Here is a 19,054-nt window from a genome sequence, read left to right as displayed (position 1 = left end):
CGCCCCTCCCCGGCCCGGGGAGGGGCGCCGTCGTGTCAGGGACCGGTCAGGGGAAGACGTCACCCACGTGCACGTGGACGCGGACCCCGTCGACCTCGCCGAGCAGTTCGCGGATGGTCCCCACCACCGCGCGGCGGACCTCCTCGGCCGCGGTGGGGACGTGGGCGCCGTACCGGACGCCGGTCTCGACGGTGAGGAGCTCGAGGTGGTCCTGCTCATCGGTGACGCACCGCACCGCGGTGACCTCGGCCTGCGGCAACCGGTCGACCGCCTCGCGCACGTCGGCGGTCAGGACGTCGCAGGAGACGACGAACTCGCCGCGTTCGTGCCGGCCGCGGATGGGGGCCGAGGGGCGGTAGGCCCGGCGGACCGTCTCGAGGAGGTTGACCCGGAAGACCTGCCACCCCGAGGGGGTGTGCAACCGGAGCGCTTCGGCGGCCTGCGCCAGCAGTTGGTCCCCGGACGCCGGAGTCGCGGGGTTCGCAGGGTTGTGGTCGGGAGTCGTGGTCACCGCCATTCCTCCAGGGTCGTGGCCAGGGTGGTCCGGGAGCGTTCCAGGAGACCGCGCACGGCGGTCGACGTGGTGCCGAGCACGGAGGCGACCTCCTCGTAGCTCAGTCCCTCCACCTCGCGCAGCAGCCACGCGGTGCGTTGTCGCGGTGGCAGCAGCTGCAGGGCGAGTTCGAGGGCCTCGCGCAGGGCGCTCTCCACGCTGGACCGCTCGGGGTCCTCCCGCAAGTCGCGCAGCCGGTCCTGCACCTCCTCGACCGGGATGAAGGGGCGGCTGCCGGCGTTGGGCCAGCGGCGCAGGCGGGCGAAGGCCGCGTGGCGGGCTAGGGTGAAGAGCCAGGTGCGCAACGTCGAGTCGCCGCGGAAGGTGGGCAGCCCGCGCCAGGCGGCGAGGAAGGCGTCCTGGACGCAGTCCTCGGCCTGGTCGCTGCGGTGCAACAGGTTGCCCGCGTAGCGCAGGAGAGCGGGACCGTGGCGGTCCACGATGAGTGCGAAGGCGTCACGGTCCCCGAGACCTGCTCGCCGAGCGAGCACGTCGTCGGGAACGTCAGCGCGTTCTGCATCCACGAGGTCTTCTCCACAGCTCTTCCCGGACGGTGGTGCGGTTGGTGCGGTTGAAGCGCACCACGTCGCCCGACACGCCGCGAGTCGAACGAATCGGCCTGTGATACCGCAAAACCCTTGTCTAGAAGGGGATCTCGTCGACCCGCGCACGCATGGGTAGCACCTGCTCGGACGGGGTGTGTGATGCAGCTCACAAGGCCTGGAGCGTGACGATCCGTCGCGGCGGCGCTCCAACCCCCTGAACCGGCTGCAACCGCGCGGCCGGACCCCGACCGGAGAGACCAGGAGGAATCGTGTCCGACACGACTGCCACCACCCGCCCGAACGTCACCGGCACCGCCCCGGCGAACGGCAGCAGCCAGCGCTCCGGCCTGAGCAGCGACCACGGCGCGACCACCATCGCCGACACCGTCGTCTCCAAGATCGCCGGCATCGCCGCACGCGACATCTCCGGCGTCCACGCCCTCGGCGGCGGCGCCGCCCGCGCCGTCGGCGCCCTGCGCGAGCGCATCCCCGGCGGCCGCACCAACCACTCCCAGGGCGTCTCCGTCGAGGTCGGCGAACGCCAGGCCGCCGTCGACATCACGCTGATCGCCGAGTACGGCGTCCCCATCGCCGACCTCGCCTCCGCCGTGCGCCGCAACGTCATCGCCTCCGTCGAGCGCATGACCGGCCTGGAGGTCACCGAGGTCAACCTCGAAGTCTCCGACGTCCACCTGCCCGAGGACGACGACCAGGACGACGAGCAGAGCGCGCCCCGCGTCCAGTGACGCCCTGAGGCAGCACGCCTGCTGCGCCCGGGCCCGGTCGAGAAGACGGCCGCGCCCGGGTGCCTCCCGTTCCACCCCCACGCAGCAGAGGAGTTCGTCGTGCCGAACAAGTTCTCCCAGGGCGCGAAGCGCTGGTTCGTGGGGGGTGTGGCGGTCCCGTTGAGCGCCAAGGCCCTCGACCACCTGGCCACCCGGCTGGAGCGCGCGGAGGGCAAGACCGTCCTGTCCCGCGGCCTCCGCGCCTCCGCCAAGGTCGTGGGCAAGCGCGGGTCCCGGAGGTCGGGCACCGCGCCGGACACGACCTCGACGAGCGGTGCGGGGCACTCCGTCCGCCGGGCCCGCTGAGCGCCGACGAGCGCGCCGGGCTCCCTCGCCCCACCATGAGCTGGTGTGCGTGCCCACCCCTGCCTCGACCCTGGTCGTCCCGGTCGACCTGTCGTCGGGGCGGTTGGCCCGCCACTTCCTGGAGGAGCACTGGTGCCACCAGCACTCCAGCGCCCACCTGGACCAGGCCAAGCTGCTGTTCACCGAACTCGTGACGAACGCCGTCCGCCACGCAGGGCCCCCGATCGTGCTGCGCCTGGAGTGCGTGGAGGCCGAGGGCGTGGTCCTGTCGGTCAGCGACGGTGACCCCGCCGCTCCCGTGACGACGGTCGCCGACCCCGCAGACCTGGGTGGGCGCGGCGTCCACCTCGTCGAGCTGCTGAGCCGGGACTGGGGGGTGAGGCACCACCCCCCCGGTCGGGACCACCACGCGTCCGTCCCGCCCGTGCAGACGGTCAAGACCGTCTGGTGCCGCCTGGACCGGCAGGAGCGCCTGCGCCAGGAGCACCACGACGGACGCGCGACGCACCGGCACGCCACGCCGACCCCTGTGACGACGAGCCGACGTGACCTACTCTCCCCGTGAGACCGCTCCGGACCGGAGCGGACGACGAAGCGAAGGACCAGCGTGACCAACTCCGAGCTCGGCCAGGGCCCCGACGAGGCGACCGACGGCGGTCACCTCGAGGTCGACCACGAGGCCCGGCTCACCACGATCACCCTGCACGGTGAGGTGGACGCCGCCCTCGGCAACGTCCTGGACGACCTGTGCGCCCGGGCCGGGGCCGCGGGACTGCCCGTGCGGGTCGACCTGTCCGCCGTGACGTTCCTGGAGTCCACCGGCGCCTCGTTCCTGGTGCGCCTCACGCGAGCGGTCACCCCGCACCGCGTGACGCTCGTGAAGCCTGCGCCGCAGGTGCTGTACCTGCTCCAGGTCACCAAGCTCGTGACCATCTTCGACATCGTCGACTGAGAGTTCCGCCGAGGGCCGGCGCCCTCCCGGACGGACGTCCGGCGGGCGGTCCAGCAGGGTCCCCGGGTGGGCCCTCGGGGTGACGACCGGTTCGAGCGCGAGGTCGACACCGGAGCCTGCGACGAACCCCGTGCCGGCCGCTGGCGCCTCCGTGCTGGGGTTGGTGGCCGCACTCGCGGTGCCGCGCACGACGTTGCGACGTGAGGAGTCAGCCGCGCTCGATGCGCCGCGTCTCCTGGACGACCAGGACCAGGACGACGAGCAGGAGGACGGCGCCGCCCCAGGTGCCGCGCGCCCCCCAGGCGTCGGTGGCGAGGGCCCCGGCGAACGCGCCGCTCGCGAAGCAGACCATCACGGTGGCGAGGTCCCGGGCCTGCCGGCCGGTGCTCTCGGGGTCCCCGCGGCGCCGGACGACGGCGTAGGTCTTCTCGACGAGGCTGCGCAGGTTCCCCGACGCGAACGTCGTCGCGTACGTCAGGCCCCGCACCGAGCGGAACACGTTGACCTGCATCGCGGCCGCGAACGCCACGCCGGCGGAGGCGATCGAGGTGGTCGTGGTGCCCACCGGGGCGAGGGGGACGAACCCGACGGCGACGAGGACCGCCACCTGCAGGAGCAGGACCGCGCGGACCGGTCGGCGCAGCAGCCGCCGCGCCCGCGGACCGTCGAGGACCTCGGTCAGGAGCACCCCGGCGAGGAACGCGAGCAGGCTCGGGAGGTGGCCCAAGGCCTTCCCGACGTCACCGGCCGCCGCGGCGACGCCCATCAGGACGACGTTGCCGGTCTGCGCCGCCGCCAGCACGCCTCCGCGGGCGAGGTAGGTGCTGGCGTCGAGGAAGCCGCCCGTCGCGGCGAGCAGGGAGGCCACCGCGAGGGACTCCGGCCGGCTGCGCAGTCCCACGCCGGGTCAGGACCCCTCGGGGTCGGCCGCACCGTCCACGACGCGGTCGGTCCTCGGGTGGGCAGGCGGGACGGGCACGTCGGCGAAGCTACCGCGTGGGGTCAGCGGGTCGACGGACCGGTGACGGCCTCCCGCGCTCTGGCCAGGGCCGCGTCACGGGCGACGTCGTCGAGACGGACGGGGGCGTGGGTGGCGACGGGCGGGAGGACTGCGAACCCGGTGGGCTCCAAGACACCGCGGTGAGCGCCGTCAGTCGCGCGTCACCACCAGCAGTCCGTACACGACCCCCGGGACGTGTCCCAGCAGCTGGAGGAGGAAGGCGATGAGGACCTTCCTGCTGGGACCGTCCTTGAGCAGGACCGCGAGGAAGGGGAAGAAGAAGCACAGGACGATCAGGGCGATGCGCACGCCGCCAGCCTCGAGCGCCGAGCTGGACACCAGCCGGGAACCCGCCCCACCGGGGCCGCGAGCGACGGCCCCGGCCGCCTCACGCTCCGCTCGTGCCCAGCACCAGCACCGAGACGCGGTCGATGAGGCTCTCGAGGGACTCCTCGAACTCCTGCAGGGCGCGGTCCTCCGCCAGCTGCGCGGCCAGGCGGCGGACGTGGGGGGCGTCGTCCAGGCCGCCGACGGGCTGCTCCTCGTCGACGAGGTCCAGGGGCCCGACGGCCCCGCCGCGCTGGGCGACCTCCAGGAGCAGGTTCCCCAGCAGGAAGCTCGTGAACGCCCGGTAGGCGGCGACGGCCTGGTCGTCGGAAAACCCCTCCGCCACCAGCCCGGACAGGAAGGCCTCCACCCACTCGACGCTGCGCAGCGGCGGACGCAGCCACGGCGCCTCCGGCGGGGTGGAGGCGATGAGCGGGAAGGCCCGGGGGTGGGTGATCGCCACCCGCCGCACGCCGTGCGCCAGCCGCTGCAGGAAGTCCTGCCAACCGTGCGTCGGCGTCCGCAGCACCTCGGGGTCGCGACCGAGTTCCTCGACGAGGGCGTCCACCACACCGTCGAGCAGGTCCTCGCGCCCGGGCACGTAGCGGTACAGGGACATCGCCTCGACGCCGAGCCGGGCCCCGAGCCGGCGCATGGTGAGCGCCCCGAGCCCGTCCTCGTCGATGAACTGCAGCGCCACGGCGAGGATCCGCTGCCGGCTCAGCGGCACGCGGTCCGACGGGCGCCCCTCCCCCGCGACGACGAGTTCGTCGACGTCGGGCACCACGGACTCCGCCGAGGGTCCGGACCGCTGGGAGGAGGCACCGGCGCCTGCGTCGGGGGTCCCTGGCACGCCCCGATCCTGGCACCGCCGCGGCGCGTCCGCCCGCGGGGCTGGCGTCTCGTCCGCTTACGGTGTAAGCCTCTCTCAGGCCGCTCCGCCGGACCGGCTCCCGCCCACCACGTCCGAGGAGGCACGACCGGTGCCGCAGCCCAGTCCCGACGCCTCGGACGAGGCGGACGAGGTGACCCTGATGAGCGAGAGCGTGGTCGCGACCATCGCCGGCCTGGCCGCCTCGGCGGTCCCGGGGGTCGTCGGGGAGGCCGGCAGCGCACCCGACGCGGTGGCCACCGTCTGCCCCACGCACGCGACGGTGGACCTCACGCTGGTGGCCGAGACCGGCACCGACCTCGTCGACCTCATGTCGCAGGTGCGGCGTTCGGTCAGCGAGGGCGTGCGGCAGATGACGGACCTGCGGGTGACCGAGGTGAACGTGACCGTCGTCGACGTGCGCGGACGCTGACCCGCCCTCAGTACTGCACGGTCTCCGTCCGGCCACTCGTGAGCGCGCGCGTCGCCGCCTCCGCGACCGCCTGCGCCGCCAGACCGTCCTCGAGGCCCACGGGTGGGGGCGTCCCGGCCTCCAGGGCCCGGACGAACGCGTCGAGGGCCGCGGCGTAGGTCGGCTCCACGCGCTCGAACCAGCCGGCGTGCAGTCCGTCCTCGACGGCGCGCGTCCCGCTGCGGCGCACCACGTTCCCGGCCGCCATCCGCCGCGACTCGACGAGCCCCGTCGACCCCACGACCTCGATGCGCTCGTCGTACCCGTACCCCGTGCGGCGCAGGCAGTCGACCTGCACGAGCGCCCCCGAGGGCAGGGTCAGCGTCGCCACCGAGGTGTCGACGTCGCCGAACTCGGCCAGGCGCGGGTCGGCGAGCGCCGAGCCCGTGACGGACACCGACACCGGGTCCTGGCCGCTGATCCAGCGGGCGAGGTCGAAGAAGTGGACGGCCTGGTCCCGCAACTGGCCGCCGGAGGCGCGCAGGTACTCCAGCGGCGGCATCGACGGACCGCGGGAGGTGAGCTGCAGGAGTTCGACGGAGCCCACCTCGCCGGCCGCGACGACGCGTGCGAGTTCGGCGTGGTCGCGGTCGAACCGGCGGTTGAAGTCGAGCATCGCCGGAACGCCCGCGGCCCGGACGTGCTCGACGACGGCGCGGGCGCTGCCGAGGTCGGTCGCGACGGGTTTCTCGCACAGGACGGCGAGGCCGGCGTCGGCGGCGTTCCGCAGGTGCTCGGCGTGGGTGGGCGTGGAGGAGGCGATGAACACGGCGTCGACACGGGTGGGGTCGAACACGTCGTCGAGGTCGGTCGTCCCCCGCGTCCCGTGAGCGCGGGCGAGGTCGTCGGCGCGGGCACCGTCGACGTCGTGGACGACGACGAACTCGACGCCGGGGTGGGCGGCGAGGTTGCGGGCGTGGACGGCGCCGATGAAACCTGCACCGACGAGGGCGAAGCGCTGCACGGCGGCCTCAGCTCACCAGGAGGGAGAGGAGGTTGCGCATGGTCGTCGCGACGAGCAGCGGGTCCTGCTCGTTCGCCCGCCGGGAGAACATCTCCGACACCCACCACCCGTCGTACCCCGTGGACTTGATCGCGTCCACCCACTGCTGCAACGGGATCGAGCCTCCACCGAGGACGACGTCGCGGTGCACGTCCTGCGCGGGGACGTCCCGCTCGCGGTCGAGCTCGACACCGTCGGAGAGGTGGACGGCCTTGATGAGCTCCTTCGGCAGTGCGGCGACCTCCTCCAGGGTGTCGCCCGTCGTCCAGAAGTGCCACGTGTCGAGCGCGATGCCGACGTTGTCGCGACCGACGGCCTCGATGACGGCGAGGGCGTGCCGGCAGCGGCTGAGCCGGGCCCAGGCGAGGGGTTCGAGGTAGAGCTCGAGGCCGTGGCCGGCCGCGATGTCCGCGGCCTCGCGCACGTTGGCGGCCGTGACCGCGACGGCCTCGGCCTCGTCGAGGCCGAGGGTTCCCCGGTAGCGGGGGTCGTCGGCGGCCAGGACGCCGGCGCGGAAGTCCTCGACGACGTGCCAGTCGACGGGGCCGGTGCACAGCTGGACGATCGGGGCGCCGACGACCTCGGCGACGGCGCACATCCGGCGGACCTCGGCGAGGAACTCCTCGCGGGCGCTCCCCTGGCGCTCGACGTCCAGGACGGCGCCGAGGCCGGTGACCTGCAGACCGTCCAGCAGCGGCGGCAGGGTCTCGACGGCGAACCCGGCGTCGAGGTAGCGGTACAGCTTGGGGCTCTGGAGTTCGATGCCGCCGAACCCGGCCTCCCTGGCGATCCGGATGTCCTGCACGACGTTGCCGAAGAACGTCGTCGTGACGTTCATCGAGATCTTCGGTGTTCCCGGTCCGGGCACGAGCTGCTCCTCCGCGAGCACTGGACAAGAATGGACCGGTCCAGACTAGCGTCCAGGTCGCTTCCCGTCTGCCCCTAGGCTGGCCCGGTGAGCGCCGGGGACCATCGGAACGGAGCACCCCGGGTGCCGACGATCCGGGACGTCGCCGACCGGGCCGGGGTGTCCAAGTCCCTCGCCTCCCTCGCCCTGCGCGGTGATCCGGGCGTCAGCCAGGCCCGTCGGGCCACGGTCCGCCAGGCCGCCGAGGAGCTCGGGTACCGCACCGACCGCGTCGCCCGGGCACTGGCCGGCACCCGCTCGGGGATGGTCGGCGTCCTGCTCAACGACCTGCGCAACCCCTGGTTCGTCGACCTCCTGGCCGGACTGACGGCCTCGCTCGACGGGGCCGGGCTCGCGCCGGTCCTCGCCGACTCGGCCACCACCCGGCAGATCGGTCGCTCCGCCGTGGAGCAGTTGCGGTCGCAGCGCGTCGACGCGGTCGTCGTCGTCGGCACGACCGAGGACGGCGACGCGCTGCGGGCCGCGTCCCGCGACGGGGTCCCCGTCCTGCTGGCCGGCACGTGGGACCCGGACGACCTGGGCGCCGACGTCGTCGTCAACGACGACGAGTCCGGTGCGACGGCGGCAACCCGTCACCTCCTCGCGCTCGGGCACCGTCGGCTGGCGCACCTCAATGGTCCCGGACGCGTCGGGGAGCTGCGGGCACAGGGCTTCCGCGGCGCCGCCGGGGCGGGCGCCCTCGTCGTCCCCGGCGGCATGAGCGAGGAGAGCGGGTACGCCGTCGCGCGGCGGTTGCTGGAGGCCTCCGAGCGCCCGACGGCGCTGCTGGCCTACAACGACCTGGCCGCCATCGGTGTCCTGTCCGCCGCGCACGACCTCGGCCTCGACGTCCCCGGGGACGTGTCCGTCGTCGGGTACGACAACACCCACCTGGCCGCGATCCGGCACCTCTCGCTCACGTCGGTCGACAACGGCACCTTCGCGATCGGCGTGCAGAGCGGACGGTTCGTCGCCGAGCGCGCGGCGGGGACGGGCGGCGGGCCCAGGGTCCACCGCGTCGCCGCGTCGCTGCAGGTCCGGGGCACGACGGGCCCCCCACCCGCCTGACCGTCACAGGGTGCGGGTGGTCACCAGCCGCTCGGCGAGTTCGTGCAGCTTGACGTTCTCGTCCTGGCTGAGCCGGGCGAGCAGGGCGAAGGCCTGCTGCGGGCCCATCCCGTAGCGCTCCATGAGCATGCCCTTGGCCTGCCCGATGACGTCGCGGCTGGCGAGCGCCTGCTTGATCTGGTCCAGCTCCTGCGCAGCGGCCAGCGCGGAGGCGGCGTGCGCGGCGAAGACCGCACCCAGGGCCGGGGCGTCCTCGTCGAAGGCGTCGGCCCGGGTGGCGAGCAGGTTCAGCCCGCCGAGGGTGTTCTCCTCGTGGACGAACAGCTGGAAGCACAGGACGCTGCGGATCCCCAGGGTGTCCGGTGCGGTCTTGGACAGCCGCGGCCAGCGGCTCTCGGCCGTCAGGTCGGGCCCGTGGACGACGGGTTCGCTGAACATCGCCTCCAGGCACGGTCCTTCGCCGAGCTCTTCCTGCAGGCTGTCGAAGTCGCGCGCGACCTGGCTGGTGGCGGCAGCGGAGAACACCCCGCGCCGGCCGGTGACGAGGCTGACGGAGCCGTGCTCGGCGCCGGGCACGAGCGAGACGGCGGCCGCGACGACCTCGTCCATCACCTCCTGCGGGCTGGACCTGCGCTGCAGGGAGCGGGCGAGGTCGGCGAGGTCGGCCGAGCGCTGCGGGTCCGTCACGGTCACTCCTCCGATCTGCTCGAGGACGAGCGGAGCTGGGTCGGAGCCGATCCTAGGGTGGTGCCGCCGCCGAGGGCTTGACGGCACCGGTGTTGTGAGTGTTCACTCACACACATGGCCGTCCGATCCACCGCCGAGGCGCAACGCGCCCTCGCCGTCGCGAGTGCGACCCGGGTCTTCGCCCGGGCCGGCTACCACGCGACCCCGGTGACGGCCGTCGCCGCGGACGCCGGGATCTCCCCGGCGTACGTCTTCCGGCTCTTCGACGGCAAGCTCGGCCTGTTCCTGGCCGCCGTGGAGCACTGCTACGCCCGCGTCGTCGACGCGCTCACGGCCGGCGCCCAGGAGGCGACCGACCGTTCCCCGCAGGGGCTGCTCGACGCGATGGGGCTGGCCTACGCGCACCTCATCGCCGACCGCGACCTGCTGATGCTGCAGGTCCACGCCCAGTCGGCGAGCGACGTCCCCGAGGTGCGGGACTGCCTGCGCCGCGGGCTGGCCTCGGTCGTCGGCGCCGTCGAGGACCTGTCCGGTGCCGACCAGCAGGCCGTCCAGCGGTTCATGGCGTGGGGGCAGCTGTGCCACCTCGTCGTCATGGCCGACCTCGACGAGGTGCCCGGTTCCTGGGCCCGCACGCTGACGCAGGGCATCCGCCACTTCTGACCCCTCCCCCGCGGTCCCCTCCGCGCGCCCGCAGTTGTGACTGTCTGATCACTCACCAGGAGTTCCCGTGACCACCACCCGTGTCGTCCTCCCCGGCGTCGTCGAGCCCGATGGCCTGCGCGTCGAGCGCACCGACGTCCCCGTCCCCGGTCCCGACCAGGCCCTCGTCGCCGTGGAGGCCAGCGGCGTCTCCTTCGCCGAGCAGCAGATGCGCCGGGGCCGCTACTACGACCAGCCGCGGTTCCCCTTCGTCCCCGGCTACGACCTCGTCGGCACCGTCAGCGCCGTGGGGTCCGCCACCTCGCCCGCCCTGGTCGGCACCCGGGTCGCGGCGCTGCTCGGCACGGGCGGGTGGACGACGCACGCCGTCGTCGACGCCGACGCCCTCGTCCCCGTGCCGACCGGCCTGGACCCCGCGGCGGCCTCGACGCTCGTCGTCAACGGCCTGACCGCCTGGCGCATGCTGCACCGCTGCGCCCACGTGCGCGCCGGGCAGACGGTCCTCGTGCACGGCGTGAACGGCGGCGTCGGCACCGTCCTGGCCGAGCTCGCCGCGATCGCCGGCGCCCGCGTCCTGGGGACGGCCGCCCCCCGCCACCACGACGCCCTGCGCGCCCTCGGCGTCGAACCCGTCGACTACGCCCTGGACGGGCTGGAGCAACGGGTGCGGGCACTGGCACCCGACGGCGTCGACGCCGTCTTCGACCACGTCGGCGGTGACGTGCTGACGGTGTCGCACCGTCTGCTGCGCCGCGGCGGCACGCTCGTGTCCTACGGCAGCGCGGACACCCGCGACGCCCACGGGAACGCGACCTGGACCATCCTGCGGCTCATGGCCCGCCTGCAGTGGTGGAACCTGCGCCCCGGCGGGCACCGGGCGACGTTCTTCAACGTCTGGGGCGGCAAGCGGAACCCCGCCCGGTTCCGGGCCGGGGTGCGCGAGGACCTGGGCCAGGTGTTCGCCCTGGCCGCCGAGGGGCGCCTGCGCACGCAGGTCGCGGCGACCTTCCCGCTCGACCGCGTCGCCGACGCGGTGCGGCTGGCCGAGTCCCGGACCGTCGTGGGCAAGGTCGTCCTGGTGCCCTGACCCGACGGCCCTACCCGGCGAACTCGTCGGCGGACAGCAGCCAGCGCGTGATGCGGCGCAGGCTCGCGTCGAACCGGGGGTCGGGGGTGTTGAGGTGCCCGTGCACCGTGCCCGGTTCGCACACCGACAGGACGGGCGACCCCGCCAGCACCAGGCGGCGGGCGAACTCGTCGGCCGAACCCCGCAACCCGTCGACCTCGCTCGTGAGGACGAACGTGGGCGGGAAACCCTCGAGATCGGCCGTCCCGGGGACGGCGGGGGCCGGGGCGGTGTCCAGCGGTCCCCCGAGGTACGTCTCGTACATCGCGGCGACGTCGGCCGCCGACCACCGCTCGGCCTGCGGCAACGTCTCGACGGCGGCCTGGGCGGCCGGCGACGCGACGGGCGGCACGGCGTGCAGCGTGGGGTAGGCGAGGAACACCGCGGCGGGGACGTCGCCTTCCCCCGCGAGCAGGCGCAGCACCGCACCCGCGACGAGGTTCCCGCCGGCACTGGCCCCACCCAGCTGGATCCGTCCGACGGGAACCCCCGCCGTGCGGCAGAACTCCCGCCCCCACCGCCACGCCGTCAGCACGTCGTCGGAGGGGACGGGGTACGTCGTCCCCGGACCGGCGAGCCGGTAGTCGACCGCGACGACGAGGATCCCGTTCTCCTGCAACCTCCGCGCGACGGCGTCGGACTCGGGCATGTCGAGGTCGCCGGCGACGAAACCCCCGCCGTGCGCCCAGACGAGGGCGGCCCGGGGTTCGGGGTGGAGGTCGGCGTCGGGCCGGTACACGCGGACCGGTACCCCGTCCGCACGGTCGCCGTGGATGGTCACCCGGGGGACGCTACTCCCACGTGGCGGTCGCGGGGTCGACGCCCCGCGCTCGCGCGTTCTCCTCCACGACGGCACGCAGCCACTGCGCCAGACCGGGTTCGCGCCGGTCGTAGTGCTCCCGGAACCGCGGGTCGTCGACGTAGCTGCGGGCCAGGCACACGTGCATGGCGTACGTGCAGTCGAAGTGCTCGGCCACCGACGCGCGGTGCCGTTCGGCCAGTTCAGCGGCCCGCTCCGAACCCGGCGCGGTCCCGACGCGGAACGCCGCCGCGAGGTCGGCCTCGAGGGTCTCGATGCGCGCCGCGAGGGCCGCCCAGTCCGTGGTCGACCGGTCGGCCGCGCGTTCGGCGTGCTGCCGCCACTGGGGCGAGTCCCCCCACTCCTCGCGCGCCTGCCCCGGCCAGGACGGGTCCCAGTCCGCGCCGAAGAGCTCGGCCTGCTCCTGCGCGGTGAGCGTCGTCCCGCGTTCGGTGGCCTCGATGAGCCGGTCCACCGCGGCGAGCGTGTCGCGGGTCCGGTCCAGCCGGTCGAGGAGTTCCGCTCGCTGACGGCGCAACGCCTCGAGGCCGTCCGAGGGCGAACCCTCGTCGAGGAGCCCCGCGACCGCCGCGAGGGGGACCCCGAGTTCGCGGTAGCGGACGACCCGCTGCAGCCGGGCGACCTCACCGGGACCGTAGGTGCGGTACCCGCCCGTCGTCCGCGCCGCGGCGACCAGGCCCAGCGCCTCCCAGTGGTGCAACGTCCGGACGCTGACGCCGAGGAGCTCGGCCACCCGGCCCACGGTCAGCTCCCCGTCCAGTCCCTCGCCCGGCGCGTCAGCCACGGGGCAAAGCCTGTCACCGTGGCGCACCGATCCCCACCTCCCGCAGGTCGCGCGCCGCGGTGTCGTCCAGGGGCAGCGCCGCGGTGAGCACGACCCGCACGTGTTCCGGGGTCACGACGTGCAGTTCCACGCTGTTCCACGGCCGGCGCTCCGGACCGCTCGTGCTGCCCACCCGCAGCGCCTCGCAGGCCGTCGCGACCTCGTCGAGCTGGCGCAGCACGCACGCCACGCTCAGCGTTCCCGGCGGTGGGGTGGCCGGGGGTTCGCCCGGGACGAGCAGGACGTCCTGGAACCGCCACCGGCGCAGGTGGACCAGCCGGCCCGGGATCGAGAACAGCTCGACGAACCCCAGCCCGCGGGTCCAGAACTCGACCGACGTGGTCAGGTCGGCTGTCGGGACGGTGGGGAACATCGGCATCCCGTAGACGCACTCCTCGACGGGCGGGGGTTCGGCGTCCAGGGCCGGGACGGGGACGGTGCTGTGGGAGGTGTCCATGACGTAGCGCACGGGGGGAACGCTGAGGCCTGACGTCGCGTCAGGGTCAAGCCACCCGATCATCCAGATCTCGATGTACCGTCGTCCCGTGATCGCACCGCAGGCCGTCGGCCACGCAGAGGTCCTCGCCCGCTTCGGGCACGCCCTGTCCGACCCGACGCGCACCCGGCTGCTGCTCGCCCTGCGCGAGGCCCCGGGGTACCCGGCGGAACTGGCCGACCTGCTCGGCGTCTCGCGCCAGTCGCTGTCGAACCACCTCGCGTGCCTGCGCGGCTGCGGGCTCGTCGTCTCGGTGCCGCAGGGCCGGCGCGTGCGGTACGAGATCGCCGACGCCCGGCTCAGCCACGCCCTCGGCGACCTCCTCGGCGTCGTGCTGGCGGTCGGTGACGACCACTGCGCGACCGGGGAGGTGGCCGGGTGAGCCACGGGCACGGACACGGCCAGGGGCACGGCCACGGCGGCGCCGACCTCGCGCAGAACCGGCGCCGGCTGACGGCGGCGCTGGCCGTCACCGCCACCGTCCTCGTCGCGGAGGCCGTCGGCGCGTTCGTCTCCGGCTCCCTGGCCCTGCTGGCCGACGCCGGCCACATGCTCACCGACGTGGCCGGGCTGACGATCGCCCTCATCGCGGCGAACCTCGCCGCCCGTCCGGCCTCGGCGCAGCGGACCTGGGGTTACCGGCGGGCCGAGGTGCTCGCCGCCACCCTGCAGGCCGCGGCTCTCCTGGCGGTCGGCGTCTTCGTGCTCGTCGAGGGTGTGCGGCGGCTGCTCGAACCGCCCGAGGTGAGTTCGGTTGCGATGCTCGTCTTCGGTGTGATCGGCCTGCTCGGCAACGTCGTCGCGCTGTGGCTCCTGCTGCGCGGCAACGCCGACGCGAACGTCAACGTCCGCGCGGCCGTGCTCGAGGTGGTCAACGACGGGCTCGGCTCGATCGCCGTCCTCGTGGCGGCCGCCGTCATCGCCCTCACGGGGTGGACGCGCGCCGACGCCGTCGTCTCCCTGCTCATCGGCGTCCTCATCGTCCCGCGCACGGTGAAGCTGCTGCGGGAGACGACGTCGGTCCTGCTGGAGTCCACCCCGCCGGGCCTCGACCTCGAGGACGTCCGCCGGCACCTGCTGGAACTCCCCCACGTGCACGCCGTCCACGACCTGCACGCCAGCCAGATCACCTCGGGTCTGCCGGTCCTGTCGGCGCACGTCGTGCTCGACGACTCCTGCTTCCTCGACGGGCACGCTCCCGTGATCCTGGACTCCCTGCAGGCCTGCGTGGCCGAGCACTTCCCCGTGCCCGTGCACCACGCGACGTTCCAGCTCGAACCCGTCGGCCACGTCGGGCACGAGAGCGGGACCCACGACTAGGTTCCTCCCCGTGCCCCGTCACCTCGCGCCGTCCCAGCACTGCCAGGTCCTGCTCGGGGGTCCTGACCTCGCGGTTCCCCGGGTCCTGTTCGAGACGACCGACCTCCTCCTCGAGGCGCCGAACTGGTCCCTCGACGGCACGTCCCTGCTGCTGAACGGCGACGGCCACCTGTGGCGCCTCGACGTCCGTGCGCCCGGGGTCGGCGTGCACCGCGTCGAGTTCGAGGGTCTGCCCCCGCTCAACAACGACCACGTCCTGCACCCGGACGGCCGGCACGTCCTGATGACGGCGGACGACGGCCACGTGTACCGCGGGGAACTCTCCGGTGGGCCCGTCGAGCGGGTCACCGTCGAGGACGGCAACTGGCACTTCCTGCACGGCGTCTCCCCCGACGGTTCGCGGATCGCCTACGTCGAGATCGCCACCTTCGACGAACCCGGCCACCTCGTCGTGCAACCCGTCGGTGGCCAACCCCTGCGTCTCGCCGCCGGAGCCGGTCACCTCGACGGCCCGGAGTGGAGCCCGGACGGCCGCTGGATCCTGCTCAACACCGAGGCGTTCGGCTCCGTCCCCGGGCACGCCCAGTTGGCCCGCCTCCCCGACGGCGGCGGCCCCCTCGAACGACTGGTCGTCAGCGACACCGTCGACTGGTTCCCGCACCTGTCCCCCGACGGCAGGTTCGGGAACTACCTGTCCTTCCCGCCGGGAACCCTCGGCCACCCCGCCGACCTCGACGTCGTCGTCCACGTGGTCGCCGCCGACGACTGGACGACCTCGGTCCAGCGGTACGCCGTCCCCGGCGGGCAGGGGACGACCAACGTCAACGGCTGGGCGCCGGCCGGGTCGCAGTTCGCGTTCATCGCCTACCCGACGGCCTGAGCAGGGCGGTCGGCCACGACGAGGATGCCGCGCGGAACGGAACGTGCCACACCGCCCGAGTGGTGCGTTGCGACCCGCCCGCGGCTCGTGAACGGGTCGGAACGTACCGCTCCACGGGCGGGCACTGCCGCGGGCCGGGCGACGGACGCGCCGGCGGTCAGGGGTTCATCCCCTGAGCCGCCGGCCCGACGTCGGGCCCACCTACGCGATGAGCGCCCCCGCCAACTCCCGGAACTGCCGGCGCGGGAACTCCCCGCCCCCACCGAGGACCTGCAGGGCCACCTCGTCGGCGCCCGCGTCGACGTGCCGGCGGACCCCGGCGACGACGTCGTCCAGCGACCCCCAGGCGACGAGTTCGTCGACGAGGCGGTCGCTGCCCCCGTGCAGGAGGTCGTCGTCGCCCCAGCCGTAGCGGCGGAGGTTGTTCGTGTAGTTCGGCAGGGCGAGGTAGACCGCCAGGTGCTCGCGCGCGGTCGCACGAGCCGTGACGGGGTCCTCGTCGAGGACGACGGCGGCTTCGGGCGCCAGCCACGAGCCCGCACCGAGCGCCTCGCGGGCGGCGACGGTGTGCTCGACCGTCACGAAGTAGGGGTGCGCCCCCGCGGTCCGGTCGCGGGCCAGCTCGAGCATCTTCGGGCCCAGCGCGGCGAGGATCAGACGGTCGGCCGGCACCCGGTCCCCGAGCGCGTCGAGGTACTCGACCGTGCGGGTGTACGGCTTGTCGTACCGCTGCCCCCCGCCCTCCACGGCGGGGGCGTGGGAGTTGCCCAGGCCCAGCAGGAACCGTCCGGGGTGCTCGGCCTCGAAGCGGGCGAAGGCCTCGGCGGAGTCGTCGGGGGTGGCCGTCCAGATGCTGACGATCCCGCTGGCGACGCCGAGCGTCCGCGTCGCGCCCAGCAGCTCGCCGAAGGCGGGCAGGATCCCGGGGTCGAAACCGCCGGAGAACCACAAGCGGTGGTAGCCCAGCTCCTCGACCTCCGCGGCCACCTCCTTGGCCTCGGCGAGCTTCGACGGGTCCTGCCACGGGCCGCCGCCCCACAGACTGATGACGCTCATGCCGTCGCCAACCGTGGCGGCCGCACCCGTGTTCCGGGGGCGGGACCGCCTGATCGGGCGAATGAGTTCACGCCCCGTCGCGTCGAAGCTCAGACGGCGGGGGTCCCCCCGCGTGCTGGACCGCGGAGCAGGGGAGGGTCATGGCCAGGCGCGACGTCACGCTGCTCGGTCTGCTCGCCGTCCTCAGCCTCGTCGTGGCGGTCCCCGCGCTCAGCGGTGAGGTGGGCGCGGTGGTCGCCGCCGTCGTCGACGGAGGCGCGCTCGCGCTGGCCGTCGCGGGCGTCCGTCGCCACCGGCCGGTGCTGCCGCAGGCGTGGGTGGCCGTCCTGGTCCTCCTCACCGTGGGGTTCGCCACGGCGGTCGCCACGCTCCTCACGGGACCGGACGCGCGCTGGAGCGTCGGCGCGGTGCAGGTCGTCGCGCTGTCCCTGGTGCCGTTCGTCGTCCGCACGCTGCGGCACACGGGGGTCCCGCTGCGGCGGACGTGGCCCGACGTGGCCCTCACGGCGTTCGCGGGGGCCCTGGTGGTCGCGCAGGTGCTCGGCATGCTGCGGGAGACCGGTCTGGCTGACGACCCGGCCGTGCTCATCGGCACGGCCGCGGACATCGTGCTCGCCATCGTGCTGCTGCGGATCCTCGGCACCCGCACGGGCATGGCCCCCGGGACGGCTCTCGTCCTGCTGGCCGCCGGGGTGCTGCTCGCGATCTCGGCCCTCGCCACCGCGCGCGCCGACGTCGTCAGCGACGGACGACACCTGCTGCACGGGGTGCAGAGCCTGGCGATGGTGCTGCTGGCCGCCGCCGCGCTGCACCCGAGCATGCGGCACTTCGGCACACCCGTCGCCGGGGGCACCCTGCGCGGGGACGGGCAGCGCCTGCTCAGCGCGCTGCCCGTGTTCTGCACCGTGCCGCTGCTGTGGCTGCTCGGCACCGTCCACGTCCTGCCCGACGTGGCCGTCGAGGTCGTCGCCCCCAGCGGGTACGTCCTGGCCTGCGCCGGTGTCGGGTGGGCCGCGCTGTCGGTGCGACGGGCCGAACGCAGCGCCGAACGGGACCCGCTCACCGACCTCGTGAACCGGCGCGGGCTGCCCGGCGCCGCCGAGGACCTGCGCCGCCGCCTGCACGGCCAGGACCTGCACCTGTGCCTCGTCGACCTCGACGACTTCAAGCAGATCAACGACACCCGCGGGCACGCCGTCGGCGACGCGCTCCTCGTCGAGGTCTCCGAACGCCTGCGGAGCGCCGTCGGGCAGCACGGCGTGGTCTCCCGCACCGGCGGCGACGAGTTCATCGTCGTGCTGTGGACGCGCGACGACGAGGACGAGGGCCCCGCGGACCTGCTGCTGAAGGCCCTGGACGCCCCCTTCGAGTTCAACCGCCTGCCCTACCGGGTGAGCGCCAGCATCGGCATCGCGCCCCTGCGCGTCGGCATCGCCTTCGAGGAGGCCCTCGTCGACGCGGACGTGGCGATGTACGCGGCGAAGCAGGCCGGCAAGGGACGGGCGCTCGTGTACCGCCCCCAGCTGCGCGAGAAGGTCCTCGGGGGCCTGGCCCTGCAGCAGGAACTGCGGTCGTTGCTGCTGCAGGGCGGTCGCGCCGAGGACGTCGGCGAACTCGTCGTGGTGCACCAGCCGGTCGTGGACCTCGGGGACGACGCCCCGCGGATCGTCGGCGTCGAGGCGCTCGTCCGCTGGGACCACCCCCGCCGCGGTCTGCTGGCCCCCGACCAGTTCCTCCAGCACGCCGAGACGGCCGGGCTGGGCGCCCGCCTCGACGAGCACGTCGCCACCCGCGCGCTGCGCGACCTGGCCCGCTGGGACGCGGCCGGTGTCGACGGGCTGCACCTCGCCGTGAACCTCGGCATCGGCAGCCTGCACCGCCAGGGCATGGGCCGCTGGATCTCCGACCTGGCCGCCCGCAACGGGATCCACCCCTCCCGCGTCCACCTGGAGATCACCGAGCACGAGGAACTCCCGGACGACCCGTGCATCGCGGCATCTCTGCGCGAGGTCGTCGCGGCGGGTTTCCACCTCGACCTCGACGACTTCGGCATCGGCTACACGTCGCTGTCGTACGTGCGCCGGTTCCCCGTCTCGACCGTCAAGCTGGACCGGTCGCTGACGACCCTGGCCACCGGCGGGGACACGTCCCTGCTCGAGGGCATCGCCGCGCTGTGCCGGGCGCTCGACATGGAGATCCTCGCCGAGGGCGTGGAACGCGCCGACCAGGTCGCCCCCCTGCGCGCCCTCGGCGTGCGACGGGCGCAGGGGCACCTGTTCGGCAGCGCGATGGCCGCCACCGACGTGCCGGGGTACGTCCGCCGCCTCGGCCGGCCGGCGGACGACGAACTGCTGGCGGGCTGAGCGGGCGTCCGGGATCCGCGCACCGGGAGGC

Annotated in this window: 24 protein-coding genes; 12 read left to right on the top strand and 12 right to left on the bottom strand. The window is 74.2% G+C overall.

Annotation, left to right across the window (positions count from 1 at the left end; all coding sequences use genetic code 11):
- Positions 1–46: 46 nt before the first annotated feature.
- Both ACFEMC_RS00760 and ACFEMC_RS00755 read right to left on the bottom strand, forming a co-directional pair.
- Complete coding sequence (locus ACFEMC_RS00760) at positions 47–511, bottom strand: hypothetical protein (RefSeq protein ID WP_380172646.1); 465 nt, start codon at positions 509–511, stop codon at positions 47–49.
- Positions 508–1,044 (bottom strand): RNA polymerase sigma factor, encoded by a 537-nt coding sequence (locus ACFEMC_RS00755; protein WP_380176518.1) that lies wholly within the window; start codon positions 1,042–1,044, stop codon positions 508–510. Before ACFEMC_RS00755 ends, ACFEMC_RS00760 begins: the two co-directional genes overlap by 4 nt.
- 323 nt (positions 1,045–1,367) lie before the next feature.
- Between ACFEMC_RS00755 and ACFEMC_RS00750 the strand changes: the two genes are divergently transcribed.
- The 4 genes from ACFEMC_RS00750 (at position 1,368) to ACFEMC_RS00735 (ending at position 3,141) form a co-directional block, all read left to right on the top strand.
- Positions 1,368–1,844 (top strand): Asp23/Gls24 family envelope stress response protein, encoded by a 477-nt coding sequence (locus tag ACFEMC_RS00750; RefSeq protein ID WP_380172644.1) that lies wholly within the window; start codon positions 1,368–1,370, stop codon positions 1,842–1,844.
- A 99-nt stretch (positions 1,845–1,943) separates the two neighbouring features.
- Entirely contained in the window at positions 1,944–2,189 is a 246-nt protein-coding gene (locus ACFEMC_RS00745) for a hypothetical protein (protein WP_380172642.1), read from the top strand.
- 49 nt (positions 2,190–2,238) lie between these two features.
- Positions 2,239–2,754, top strand: a complete 516-nt coding sequence (locus tag ACFEMC_RS00740) for an ATP-binding protein (RefSeq protein ID WP_380172640.1) — start codon at positions 2,239–2,241, stop codon at positions 2,752–2,754.
- Between the two features lie 42 nt (positions 2,755–2,796).
- On the top strand, positions 2,797–3,141 hold the full coding sequence (locus ACFEMC_RS00735; RefSeq protein WP_380172638.1) for an STAS domain-containing protein: 345 nt from the start codon (positions 2,797–2,799) through the stop codon (positions 3,139–3,141).
- A 208-nt stretch (positions 3,142–3,349) separates the two neighbouring features.
- Here the strand turns inward: ACFEMC_RS00735 and ACFEMC_RS00730 are convergent, their stop codons facing one another.
- From ACFEMC_RS00730 to ACFEMC_RS00720, 3 genes are all read right to left on the bottom strand, one after another.
- A complete protein-coding gene (locus ACFEMC_RS00730) occupies positions 3,350–4,042 on the bottom strand; it encodes a YoaK family protein (protein ID WP_380172636.1) in 693 nt (230 codons plus the stop codon).
- A 249-nt stretch (positions 4,043–4,291) separates the two neighbouring features.
- Positions 4,292–4,450: a YqaE/Pmp3 family membrane protein gene (locus tag ACFEMC_RS00725; protein WP_380172634.1), complete on the bottom strand. Its 159-nt coding sequence runs from the start codon at positions 4,448–4,450 to the stop codon at positions 4,292–4,294.
- Positions 4,451–4,529: 79 nt separating this feature from the next.
- The gene (locus tag ACFEMC_RS00720; RefSeq protein WP_380176516.1) at positions 4,530–5,255 is read right to left on the bottom strand and encodes a TetR/AcrR family transcriptional regulator C-terminal domain-containing protein; all 726 of its coding nucleotides are present in this window, start codon (positions 5,253–5,255) and stop codon (positions 4,530–4,532) included.
- Between the two features lie 247 nt (positions 5,256–5,502).
- Here ACFEMC_RS00720 and ACFEMC_RS00715 point away from each other — a divergent pair, with 247 nt between their 5' ends.
- Entirely contained in the window at positions 5,503–5,772 is a 270-nt protein-coding gene (locus tag ACFEMC_RS00715; RefSeq protein ID WP_380172632.1) for an Asp23/Gls24 family envelope stress response protein, read from the top strand.
- A 7-nt stretch (positions 5,773–5,779) separates the two neighbouring features.
- Here the strand turns inward: ACFEMC_RS00715 and ACFEMC_RS00710 are convergent, their stop codons facing one another.
- Complete coding sequence (locus ACFEMC_RS00710) at positions 5,780–6,775, bottom strand: Gfo/Idh/MocA family oxidoreductase (protein ID WP_380172630.1); 996 nt, start codon at positions 6,773–6,775, stop codon at positions 5,780–5,782.
- 7 nt (positions 6,776–6,782) lie between these two features.
- On the bottom strand, positions 6,783–7,703 hold the full coding sequence (locus tag ACFEMC_RS00705; RefSeq protein WP_380172628.1) for a sugar phosphate isomerase/epimerase family protein: 921 nt from the start codon (positions 7,701–7,703) through the stop codon (positions 6,783–6,785).
- Positions 7,704–7,805: 102 nt separating this feature from the next.
- Here ACFEMC_RS00705 and ACFEMC_RS00700 point away from each other — a divergent pair, with 102 nt between their 5' ends.
- Entirely contained in the window at positions 7,806–8,789 is a 984-nt protein-coding gene (locus ACFEMC_RS00700) for a LacI family DNA-binding transcriptional regulator (RefSeq protein ID WP_380172626.1), read from the top strand.
- A gap of 3 nt (positions 8,790–8,792) precedes the next feature.
- Here the strand turns inward: ACFEMC_RS00700 and ACFEMC_RS00695 are convergent, their stop codons facing one another.
- On the bottom strand, positions 8,793–9,476 hold the full coding sequence (locus ACFEMC_RS00695; RefSeq protein WP_380172624.1) for a GAF and ANTAR domain-containing protein: 684 nt from the start codon (positions 9,474–9,476) through the stop codon (positions 8,793–8,795).
- Between the two features lie 114 nt (positions 9,477–9,590).
- On the opposite strand from ACFEMC_RS00695, the gene ACFEMC_RS00690 reads away from it, so the two are divergent.
- Together ACFEMC_RS00690 and ACFEMC_RS00685 are read left to right on the top strand one after the other, a co-directional pair.
- The gene (locus tag ACFEMC_RS00690; RefSeq protein ID WP_380172622.1) at positions 9,591–10,139 is read left to right on the top strand and encodes a TetR/AcrR family transcriptional regulator; all 549 of its coding nucleotides are present in this window, start codon (positions 9,591–9,593) and stop codon (positions 10,137–10,139) included.
- A gap of 67 nt (positions 10,140–10,206) precedes the next feature.
- Positions 10,207–11,226 carry a medium chain dehydrogenase/reductase family protein gene (locus ACFEMC_RS00685; RefSeq protein ID WP_380172620.1) on the top strand — a complete coding sequence of 340 codons (1,020 nt, stop codon included), beginning with the start codon at positions 10,207–10,209 and terminating at the stop codon, positions 11,224–11,226.
- A 10-nt stretch (positions 11,227–11,236) separates the two neighbouring features.
- Here ACFEMC_RS00685 and ACFEMC_RS00680 read toward each other — a convergent pair whose 3' ends face one another.
- Genes ACFEMC_RS00680 through ACFEMC_RS00670 form a run of 3 tightly spaced genes read right to left on the bottom strand, consistent with a single transcriptional unit; the run spans position 11,237 to position 13,365 of the window.
- Positions 11,237–12,046 carry an alpha/beta hydrolase gene (locus ACFEMC_RS00680; protein WP_380172618.1) on the bottom strand — a complete coding sequence of 270 codons (810 nt, stop codon included), beginning with the start codon at positions 12,044–12,046 and terminating at the stop codon, positions 11,237–11,239.
- A gap of 10 nt (positions 12,047–12,056) precedes the next feature.
- On the bottom strand, positions 12,057–12,869 hold the full coding sequence (locus tag ACFEMC_RS00675) for a MerR family transcriptional regulator (RefSeq protein WP_380172616.1): 813 nt from the start codon (positions 12,867–12,869) through the stop codon (positions 12,057–12,059).
- A gap of 13 nt (positions 12,870–12,882) precedes the next feature.
- Positions 12,883–13,365: a VOC family protein gene (locus ACFEMC_RS00670; RefSeq protein WP_380176514.1), complete on the bottom strand. Its 483-nt coding sequence runs from the start codon at positions 13,363–13,365 to the stop codon at positions 12,883–12,885.
- 73 nt (positions 13,366–13,438) lie between these two features.
- Here ACFEMC_RS00670 and ACFEMC_RS00665 point away from each other — a divergent pair, with 73 nt between their 5' ends.
- From ACFEMC_RS00665 to ACFEMC_RS00655, 3 genes are read left to right on the top strand one after another with little or no spacing between them, the layout of a single operon-like run.
- A complete protein-coding gene (locus ACFEMC_RS00665) occupies positions 13,439–13,786 on the top strand; it encodes an ArsR/SmtB family transcription factor (protein ID WP_380172614.1) in 348 nt (115 codons plus the stop codon).
- Positions 13,783–14,724 carry a cation diffusion facilitator family transporter gene (locus ACFEMC_RS00660; protein WP_380172613.1) on the top strand — a complete coding sequence of 314 codons (942 nt, stop codon included), beginning with the start codon at positions 13,783–13,785 and terminating at the stop codon, positions 14,722–14,724. Before ACFEMC_RS00665 ends, ACFEMC_RS00660 begins: the two co-directional genes overlap by 4 nt.
- A gap of 10 nt (positions 14,725–14,734) precedes the next feature.
- The gene (locus ACFEMC_RS00655) at positions 14,735–15,604 is read left to right on the top strand and encodes a TolB family protein (protein ID WP_380172611.1); all 870 of its coding nucleotides are present in this window, start codon (positions 14,735–14,737) and stop codon (positions 15,602–15,604) included.
- A gap of 201 nt (positions 15,605–15,805) precedes the next feature.
- Here ACFEMC_RS00655 and ACFEMC_RS00650 read toward each other — a convergent pair whose 3' ends face one another.
- Positions 15,806–16,660 carry a TIGR03620 family F420-dependent LLM class oxidoreductase gene (locus tag ACFEMC_RS00650; protein WP_380172610.1) on the bottom strand — a complete coding sequence of 285 codons (855 nt, stop codon included), beginning with the start codon at positions 16,658–16,660 and terminating at the stop codon, positions 15,806–15,808.
- A gap of 140 nt (positions 16,661–16,800) precedes the next feature.
- Here ACFEMC_RS00650 and ACFEMC_RS00645 point away from each other — a divergent pair, with 140 nt between their 5' ends.
- Positions 16,801–19,023, top strand: a complete 2,223-nt coding sequence (locus ACFEMC_RS00645) for a putative bifunctional diguanylate cyclase/phosphodiesterase (protein ID WP_380172608.1) — start codon at positions 16,801–16,803, stop codon at positions 19,021–19,023.
- The last annotated feature ends 31 nt before the right edge of the window (positions 19,024–19,054 follow it).

It is taken from the genome of Kineococcus sp. DHX-1, assembly GCF_042473625.1.
In the GTDB taxonomy this organism is placed as follows: Bacteria; Actinomycetota; Actinomycetes; order Actinomycetales; family Kineococcaceae; genus Kineococcus.
The sequence above is the reverse complement of the archived record's forward strand: the minus strand, read 5'-3'. Positions and strand labels throughout refer to the sequence as shown.